This is a genomic window from Kitasatospora sp. NPDC057692 (assembly GCF_042799475.1).
Lineage (GTDB): Bacteria > Actinomycetota > Actinomycetes > Streptomycetales > Streptomycetaceae > Kitasatospora.
Genome location: NZ_JBHVIV010000061.1, coordinates 47576 through 56698, shown reverse-complemented (window position 1 = coordinate 56698; position 9123 = coordinate 47576). Strand labels below are relative to the sequence as shown.

The window sequence follows — 9123 nt, the reverse complement described above, 5'->3', positions numbered from 1 at the left end:
GCGCTGCGGCAGTCCGCTGTCCGTCACCCGCGCGGCGGGGGCCGGAGCGGGTGCGGCGGGCGCGGACGGCGCCGGGCGGGCGGGGGTGAGCGCGGGGCGCGCGGCCCGCTCGGCGGGAACGGCCGCGGCAGCGGGCACCGGCGCGGACGTCGGGGCGGGGTGGGTGATCAGCTGCTGCGGGATCAGCACCACCACGCCGGTGCCGCCGCGCGCCGACGGCCGGAACGAGATCTGCAGGCCGTGTTTGCGGGCCAGCACGCCGACCACCGCGAGGCCGATCCGGGTGCCCGCCGACAGTGTGGTGAGGTCCAGCGGCTCCGCCGAGACGGCCCGTTCGGCACGGCGCAGCCAGCTGTCGCTCAGGCCCAGGCCGCTGTCCTCGACGGTGATCGCCAGACCGGCCGGCACCTCCTCGACGTAGACGTGCACCTCGGCCGGCGGAGCGGAGAAGTTGGTCGCGTTGTCCAGCAGTTCGGCCAGCGCGTGCATCACACCCTCGGCCGCGAACCCGGCCACCGCGGCCGTGCTCGCGTTGTGCAGCCGCACCCGCTGGTAGGCGCCGATCCGGCCGAGCGCGCCGCGCAGCACCGACTCCACCGGGATCGGCCTGCCCCAGCGCCGGCCGGAGCGGGCGCCGGTGAGCACCGCGATGCTGTCGGCCATCCGGCCCGCCTGCGCGGTGGCGTGGTCCAGGCTCAGCAGGTCGCCGAGGACCTCCTCGTCGTGCCGGTGCTGCATCTCGCGCAGCTCGGCGTGCATGCTCGTGGCGAGCGCCTGGACCCGGCCGGCGGCGGTCGCGCAGACCGCCAGCGCGGCGGCCCGCAGCCGCTCGCCGCGGCCGATCTCCTCGGCGACGGCGCGCAGCAGCGCGTGCTGGGGGTGCTCGCGGTGGGCGGCCAGCGCGCTGTCCACGGTCGCGCCGGTGCGCAGCCGCTTCGCCACCTCCGGCAGCACCTCGTCGGCCAGCCGCTCCAGGACGGCCTGCTCGGCGCGGGCCGTCTCGGCCTCCGCCCGGGCCCGGGCCGCCTCCGCGCGGGCGGCCGTGACCTCCGCCTCGGCCCGTCCGAGCGCGGCCCGGACCTCGTCCCGCTCGGCCTCCGCGGCGGCGGCCCGCGCCTTGGCGGCCGTCTCGGCCTGCTTGGCCGCCCCGGCGACGATCAGCGCCGTCATGGCGTCGTCGTCCTGCCCGACCAGCTCGGTCTCCAGCCGCCGGGCCCGCTCGGTGGCCGTCCCGGCCTGCCAGACGGCGATCAGCCAGAGCGCGGTGACCGCCGCCACGGCGGCCGCGGTCAGCGGCTGCTCAGCGTCGATCGCCCGCATCACCCCGACCGGCCCGGCCACCGCCGCCAACAGGGCGGCCGCCGCCGTCAGCGCCTTGGTCCGCACGTCGGGTCGGCGGCGCGGCCCGCCGTCGGGGCTGGTGGGTTCTGTCATCGGTGCGGTGTCCTCGGCAGAAGTCGGGCGAATGCGCGACCGCCCGGCCGACGTCATGAAACGTCTCCGGGCGGCATTTCGGTTCACGCAGTCGGCCGATCATATCCATTCAGACGATTTGCTCAACCGACAAGTTGACGGTCAGTCTCCTTCAGCAACGCTCCGTATACCGGTCCACCCCCGCGCCCTTCACCCCATCGCCACCTCCACGGCACGCCGGACGGCGGCGAAGTCCAGGCCGTGCTCGGCGATCACCCGCGCCCCCAGCCCCTCGCCCTCGCGCAGCAGGCCGAGCACCAGGTGACCCACCGCGATGTGACCGGACTTCAACCGCAGCGACTCGCGCAGCGACAGCTCCAGCACCTTCCTCCCCCGCGCGGTGAACGGACTGCGGCCCGCCCGGCCCTCGGACCGGAACCACCCGCGCCGCCGCGGCTCCTCCTCGGACGGCGCGTCCAGGGCCCCGGCCCCGAACACGGACTCCACCGCCTCGCGCCCCGCGCCCAGGTCCACCCCGATCGCCGCCAGCGCCCGGGCGTCGTCCCCCTCCCTGACGCCGAAAACCGAGAAGGCGGGGCGAGGACGTCATGTCCTCGCCCCGCCTTCAGCGGTGGCTCACCTCAGCAGGAGGTGCGGGCCTCGCTCAGCTGCAGCCGCTGGTGGAGCCGCAGCCCTCGCAGAGGTAGCAGCTGCCGGCGCGGCGCATCTTGGTACCGCAGGAGAAGCAGAGCGGCGCGTCGGCGTTCAGCCCCAGCTGGATCTCGATCAGCTCGGTCGAGTTGTGGGCCTGGGCCGGGGTCGCCTTCGGCGCCGGGGCCGGAGCGGCGGCCGGCTTGGCCGCGGGGGCCACCGGAGCCGACTGGGCGAGCGTCTCGGTGTCCAGCTCCTCGGCCTCCAGCGGCTCGTAGGACCCGGTCTCCAGGTGGCGCTGGCGCTCCTCGACGGAGTGGATGCCGAGCGCCGAGCGGGTCTCGAACGGCAGGAAGTCCAGCGCCAGGCGGCGGAAGATGTAGTCGACGATCGACTGCGCCATCCGCACGTCCGGGTCGTCGGTCAGACCGGCCGGCTCGAAGCGCATGTTGGTGAACTTCGCGACGTAGGTCTCCAGCGGCACGCCGTACTGGAGGCCGACCGAGACGGCGATGGAGAAGGCGTCCATCATGCCCGCGAGGGTCGAGCCCTGCTTGGACATCTTCAGGAAGACCTCGCCGAGGCCGTCGTCCGGGTAGGAGTTGGCGGTCATGTAGCCCTCGGCGCCACCGACCGTGAAGGAGGTGGTGATGCCCGGGCGGCCCTTGGGCAGGCGCTTGCGGACCGGGCGGTACTCGACGACCTTCTCGACCGCGGCGGCCGGGGCCTCCTCGGCCTTCTCGTCCTTCTTCTTGGCCGAGAGCGGCTGGCCGACCTTCGAGTTCTCGCGGTAGATGGCGAGCGCCTTGACGCCCATCTTCCAGGCCTCGAAGTAGATCTCCTCGACGTCCTCGACGGTCGCGGAGGACGGCATGTTCACCGTCTTGGAGATGGCGCCGGAGATCCACGGCTGGATCGCGGCCATCATCCGGACGTGACCCATCGGGGAGATGGAGCGCTCGCCCATGGCGCAGTCGAAGACCTCGTAGTGCCCGGTCTTCAGGCCGGGCGCGTCGACCACGTTGCCGTGCTCGGAGATGTGGGCGACGACCGCCTCGATCTGCTCGTCCTGGTAGCCGAGGCGCTTCAGGGCGCGCGGGACGGTGCCGTTGACGATCTGCATCGAGCCGCCGCCGACCAGCTTCTTGAACTTGACCAGCGCGAGGTCCGGCTCCACGCCGGTGGTGTCGCAGTCCATCATCAGGCCGATGGTGCCGGTCGGGGCGAGCACCGAGGCCTGGGCGTTGCGGAAACCGTTCTGCGCGCCGACCCGGAGCACGTCGTTCCAGGTCTCGGTGGCCGCGGCCCAGACCGGGGCGTCCAGGTCGTCGAAGGAGACGGCGGCCTTCGAGGCGTCCGCGTGCTGCTTCATGACCCGCTGGTGCGGGGCGGCGTTGCGGGCGTAGCCGTCGTACGGGCCGACGACTCCGGCCAGTTCGGCGCCGCGGCGGTAGGCGGTGCCGGTCATCAGCGAGGTGATGGCGCCGGCCAGGGCGCGGCCGCCCTCGCTGTCGTACGCGTGGCCGGTGGCCATCAGCAGGGCGCCGAGGTTGGCGTAGCCGATGCCCAGCTGGCGGTAGGCGCGGGTGGTCTCGCCGATCTTCTCGGTCGGGAAGTCCGCGAAGCAGATGGAGATGTCCATCGCGGTGATGACCAGCTCGACGACCTTGGCGAAGGTCCCGGCGTCGAACGAGTCGTCGTCGCGGAGGAACTTCATCAGGTTGAGCGAGGCGAGGTTGCAGCTGGAGTTGTCCAGGTGCATGTACTCGGAGCAGGGGTTGGACGCGTTGATCCGGCCGGACTCCGGGCAGGTGTGCCAGTGGTTGATGACGGAGTCGTACTGGATGCCGGGGTCGGCGCAGGCCCAGGCGGCCTCGGCCATCTTGCGGAAGAGCTTCTTCGCGTCGACGGTCTCGATGACCTCGCCGGTCATCCGGGCGCGCAGGCCGAATTCGGTGCCGTTCTCGACGGCGGTCATGAATTCGTCGCTGACGCGGACCGAGTTGTTGGCGTTCTGGTACTGGACGGAGGTGATGTCGTCCCCGCCGAGGTCCATGTCGAAGCCCGCGTCGCGCAGGGCGCGGATCTTCTCCTCCTCCTTCACCTTGGTCTCGATGAAGGCCTCGACGTCCGGGTGGTCGACGTCGAGGACGACCATCTTGGCCGCGCGGCGGGTGGCGCCACCGGACTTGATGGTGCCGGCGGAGGCGTCGGCGCCGCGCATGAAGGAGACCGGGCCGGAGGCGTTGCCGCCGGAGGACAGCAGTTCCTTGCTGGAGCGGATCCGGGAGAGGTTCAGGCCGGCGCCGGAGCCGCCCTTGAAGATCATGCCCTCTTCCTTGTACCAGTCGAGGATCGACTCCATGGAGTCATCGACGGACAGGATGAAGCAGGCGGAGACCTGCTGGGGCTGCTTGGTGCCGACGTTGAACCAGACCGGCGAGTTGAAGCTGAACACCTGGTGGAGGAGGGCGTGGGTCAGCTCGTGCTCGAACACCTCGGCGTCTTCCGGGGTGGCGAAGTAGCCGTTCTTCTCACCGGCGGCGCGGTAGGTCAGCACCACCCGGTCGATGATCTGCTTGAGGCTCCACTCGCGCTGCGGGGTGCCGACCGCGCCGCGGAAGTACTTGGACGTGACGATGTTGACGGCGTTCACCGACCAGAAGTCGGGGAACTCGACGCCGCGCTGCTCGAAGTTGATCGAGCCGTCGCGCCAGTTGGTCATGACGACGTCGCGACGCTCCCAGCGGACCTCGTCGTACGGGTGCACGCCAGGAGTGGTGTAGATGCGCCCGATCCGCAGACCGCCCTTGGGGGCCTTGCCGGCGCCGCCCTTGGCCGCCGCCTTGTCGGACTTCGACCCGCGTGCGGAACCGCTCGTGGTGTCTGTCACTTCTGTTCCTCCTCCTGGTTGGGCAAACGCCCGGAGTGCCCCGAAAAATCCGGGCACGACTGGTTCGCTCTTCCGGTGTGCGGGCAGGCGGGAGTCCTCGCCGACCGCGCACGGTTTGTCATGGTCTGTGCGCCGTTTTCGGGCACACGTCGGCCCTTGCGGGGGCCGGGGGGTGCTGCCGGCCCCGGAAGGGGCCGGTGAAGGGGCCGGGCCGGCTAGGGCGCGGCGGCGGCGACGGGCACCGGAGTGCCGTCCGCCTCGGGGACGGGCCGCTCGGCGCGGAGTTCCGCGATGGCGGCCTCGAAGTCTTCCAGTCCGTCGTACGCCTGGTAGACGCTGGCGAAGCGCAGGTACGCGACCACGTCGAGCTCCTTGAGCGGGCCGAGTATGGCCAGCCCCACGTCATGCGTGGTGAGCTCGGCGTTGCCGGTGGCCCGCACGCACTCCTCGACCCGCTGGCCGAGCTGGGCGAGGGCGTCCTCGGTGACCGGGCGGCCCTGGCAGGCCTTGCGGACGCCGGAGATGACCTTCTCCCGGGAGAACGGCTCGGTGACGCCGCTGCGCTTGATGACCATCAGGGCGGCCGTCTCCACCGTGGTGAAGCGGCGGCCGCAGTCCGGGCACTGCCGACGACGGCGGATGCAGCTGCCGTCCTCGGTGGTCCGGCTGTCGACGACGCGGCTGTCGGAGTGCCGGCAGAAGGGGCAGTGCACCTGAGGATCCCTCCCTGGCAGGACGTGCGGACTGGTCGAGTCTATGCGATCCCGGGGCGCTGGTAGCAACCCGATCTTGAGGCCTCGACCACAAGTACTGGGCCACGGAGAGGACTGTAGCCACTACATCTAGGTCTGTGACGGAAGTAGACCCACGGGCGTGTCGACCCGGACTAAGATTCCCGGGACGCCTTCGGATCGAACATTTAATCGATGTACAACAAAGCCTTGATCGAGTCAGCCAACTCCCGAATAATTCACTCGAACGTGTGTTTGGCGCAACCTTTCGATACGAGGTGCGTTGGGCTGGAAAAAGGAGAGGACAGCCGTCGAGAGGGGCCGCCGTGAACACCGTCGAAAGCAACACCATCCCGGTGCAGGAACACTCCCAGCTCAAGGTGGGGCAGCGCACCACGAATCAGCAGAGTGTGGACAGCAGCATGGACCGTAGCGAAGACCACCGCTCCCCGGGCCCGGGCCTTTCCGGCGTCGGCCGCGTTCCGGACCAGCCCATCGAGCACTCACCCGTACTGGACGACGCCCACCCCGCCCCGACCCGCTCGGCGCCCGGCCGTCCACCCGGCATCCGCACCGACGAGGCCGGCCTCACCGAGCGCCAGCGCCGGGTGATCGAGGTCATCCGGGATTCGGTCCAGCGGCGCGGCTACCCGCCGTCGATGCGCGAGATCGGCCAGGCCGTCGGTCTCTCCAGCACCTCCTCGGTGGCCCACCAGCTGATGGCGCTGGAGCGCAAGGGCTTCCTCCGCCGGGACCCGCACCGCCCGCGCGCCTACGAGGTCCGCGGCGTCGAGGTGGCCCGGCCGAACACCGCCGAGACGGCCGGCCGCCCCTCCACCTCGTACGTGCCGCTGGTGGGCCGGATCGCCGCCGGCGGGCCGATCCTGGCCGAGCAGACGGTCGAGGACGTCTTCCCGCTGCCGCGCCAGCTGGTCGGCGAGGGCGAGCTGTTCGCGCTCACCGTGCGCGGCGACTCGATGATCGAGGCGGCCATCTGCGACGGCGACTGGGTGACCGTCCGCCGCCAGCCGGTCGCCGAGAACGGCGACATCGTGGCCGCGATGATCGACGGCGAGGCCACCGTCAAGCGCCTCAAGCGCGAGGACGGCCGGATCTGGCTGATGCCGCACAACCCGGCCTACGAGCCGATCAACGGCGACAACGCGACCATCCTGGGCAAGGTCGTCGCCGTCCTGCGCCGCCTCTGACGGCGGCCTGCACCCGTCCGGAGCCCGGCCCCCGAGGAAGGGGCTCCCCGCTCACCGCGTGGAGCCCCTCCGGCCCGGTCCCGGCCCGGCTCAGCCCCGCTTCACCACCGGTCGCACCGGCGCCGCCGAGGCGTCGATCGCCGCCAGCGAGCGGCGCACCTGGTTGCGGTCCGTGGTGTACCAGAACTCCGGCATCGAGGAGCGGAAGAAGCCGCCGTACCGCTTGGTCTCCACCCGCGGGTCGAGCACCGCCACCACGCCGCGGTCGTCCGAGGCGCGCACCAGCCGGCCCGCGCCCTGCGCCATCAGCAGCGCCGCATGGGTGGCCGCGACGGCCATGAACCCGTTCCCGCCGCGCTGTTCGACGTCCTTCTGCCGGGCACTCATCAGCGGGTCGTCCGGCCGCGGGAACGGGATCCGGTCCATCACCACCAGCTGGCAGGCCGAACCGGGCACGTCCACGCCCTGCCAGAGCGACAGCGTGCCGAACAGGCAGGTGGTCGCGTCCGAGGCGAACTCGCGGATCAACTCGCCCAGGGTGTCCTCCCCCTGGAGCAGGATCCGGTGGTCCAGCCGCTCCCGCATCGCCTCGGCGGCCGTCTGGGCGCCGCGCATCGAGGAGAACAGACCGAGCGTCCGCCCGCCGGCCGCGCCGATCAGCTCGGCCAACTCGTCCAGCATGTCCGGCCGTTCGGGATCCCGCCCGGGGTCGGCCAGATGCCTGGCGACGTACAGGATGCCCTGCTTGGGGTACTTGAACGGCGAGCCGACGTCGATCCCCCGCCAGTGCGGCACCGGCTCGTCGCCGAAGCCGACGCCCGCCGCCTCCGGATTGTCGCCCGGGGTGCGGACGTCCGGCAGCCGGGTCTCGGACGGCAGGCCGACCGAGGCGGCCACGCCGTTGAAGTCGCCGCCGAGCTTGAGGGTGGCCGAGGTGAGCACCACCGAGCGCTCCTTGTACAGGCCCTCCCGCAGCAGCCCGGAGACGCTGAGCGGGGCGACCCGCAGCGAGGCGGTGCCCAGCCCGTAGCGGTCGCTGCGCTCGATCCAGACCACGTCGTACTCGGAGTCCTGGAGCAGCCGGTCGGCGGTCTCGTGCAGTGCCTCGGCGGAGGCCATCGCCTGCTTGCGGACGGCGTCCTCGTCGCTGAGCGCCTTGTCCCTGGTCTCGCCGAGCGAGGTGATCACCTGCCGGGCGGCGTCCCGGATCGAGGTCACGGCGTACCCGAGGTACTCGGGCAGCTCCTCGACCCGGCCGGGCTGGGCGGTCTCCATCAGGCCGTGGTAGTTCTCGGCGGCGGCCTGCAGCGCGTCCACGGCCTTCTCGTTGGCGAGCCGGGCGGCCCGCTTGACCGCCCGGTTCACGGCGCCGACGGTCAGCTCGGCGGTGGCCGCGCCGGTGACCCGGTTGACCAGCTCGTGGGCCTCGTCGATGATCAGCAGCCCGTGCTCGGGCAGCACCGGCGCGCCCTCGATCGCGTCGATCGCGAGCATCGCGTGGTTGGTGACCACCACGTCGGCGAGCTTGGCCCGCTCGCGCGCCTTCTCGGCGAAGCACTCCTGCCCGTACGCGCAGCGGCTGGCGCCCAGGCACTCCTTGGAGGTGACCGACAGCTGCGCCCAGGCCTTGTCGGAGACGCCCGGGCTCATGTCGTCCCGGTCGCCGGTCTCCGTCTCGTCCGCCCAGTCGCGCAGCCGGAGCACCTCCTGGCCGAGCTTGCCGGCCGGCCCGCCCAGCGCCTCGACCGGGTCGAACAGACCCTCGCCCTCGTCGCTCGGGGTGCCCTCGTTGGCCCGGTGCAGGCACAGGTAGTTGGAGCGGCCCTTGAGCATCGCGTACAGCGGGCGGCGCCGCAGCACCGGATGGAGCGCGTCCACGGTGCGCGGCAAGTCCCGCTCGACGAGCTGGCGTTGCAGCGCCAGGGTGGCGGTGGCGACCACCACGCGGTCCCCGTGGGCGAGCGCCGGCACCAGGTAGGCGAGGGACTTTCCGGTGCCCGTGCCGGCCTGCACCAGCAGGTGCTCGTCGTGGTCGACGGCGTCGGCGACGGCCTCGGCCATCCGGAGCTGGCCGGGGCGCTCGACGCCGCCGACGGCCGCGACCGCGGCGTGCAGCAGCTCGGGGACGCGGGAGCGGGGGACGGCCTCGACCGGGGCGTCCGCGGAACTCCCGGCCGGGTCGGCGTCCTCGGCGGGGAGCTGGGATTCGGAGTCGTTCGTCATGACC

6 protein-coding genes are annotated in these 9123 nt (G+C 72.1%); 1 reads left to right on the top strand and 5 read right to left on the bottom strand.

Annotation, left to right across the window (positions count from 1 at the left end; all coding sequences use genetic code 11):
* The 4 genes from ACFVFS_RS28680 to nrdR form a co-directional block, all read right to left on the bottom strand.
* Window positions 1-1434, bottom strand: a 1434-nt coding sequence (locus ACFVFS_RS28680; RefSeq protein ID WP_380627615.1) for a sensor histidine kinase, incomplete at its 3' end; no start/stop codon positions are given.
* A 189-nt stretch (window positions 1435-1623) separates the two neighbouring features.
* Entirely contained in the window at window positions 1624-1947 is a 324-nt protein-coding gene (locus tag ACFVFS_RS28675; protein ID WP_380627614.1) for a Clp protease N-terminal domain-containing protein, read from the bottom strand.
* Window positions 1948-2077: 130 nt separating this feature from the next.
* Complete coding sequence (locus tag ACFVFS_RS28670; protein WP_380627613.1) at window positions 2078-4957, bottom strand: vitamin B12-dependent ribonucleotide reductase; 2880 nt, start codon at window positions 4955-4957, stop codon at window positions 2078-2080.
* Between the two features lie 215 nt (window positions 4958-5172).
* Window positions 5173-5670, bottom strand: coding sequence for a transcriptional regulator NrdR (gene nrdR / locus ACFVFS_RS28665; protein WP_380627612.1), 498 nt, complete (start codon window positions 5668-5670; stop codon window positions 5173-5175).
* A gap of 440 nt (window positions 5671-6110) precedes the next feature.
* On the opposite strand from nrdR, the gene lexA reads away from it, so the two are divergent.
* Entirely contained in the window at window positions 6111-6896 is a 786-nt protein-coding gene (lexA, locus tag ACFVFS_RS28660; RefSeq protein WP_380627617.1) for a transcriptional repressor LexA, read from the top strand.
* A gap of 90 nt (window positions 6897-6986) precedes the next feature.
* Here lexA and ACFVFS_RS28655 read toward each other — a convergent pair whose 3' ends face one another.
* Window positions 6987-9119 (bottom strand): ATP-dependent DNA helicase, encoded by a 2133-nt coding sequence (locus tag ACFVFS_RS28655; protein ID WP_380627611.1) that lies wholly within the window; start codon window positions 9117-9119, stop codon window positions 6987-6989.
* Window positions 9120-9123 lie beyond the last annotated feature (4 nt).

Bases quoted from the DNA above. Each gene is read 5' to 3' on its own strand.
- lexA (WP_380627617.1), top strand. From the start codon at position 6,111: ATGGACCGTAGCGAAGACCACCGCTCCCCGGGCCCGGGCCTTTCCGGC.
- ACFVFS_RS28655 (WP_380627611.1), bottom strand. From the start codon at position 9,119: ATGACGAACGACTCCGAATCCCAGCTCCCCGCCGAGGACGCCGACCCG.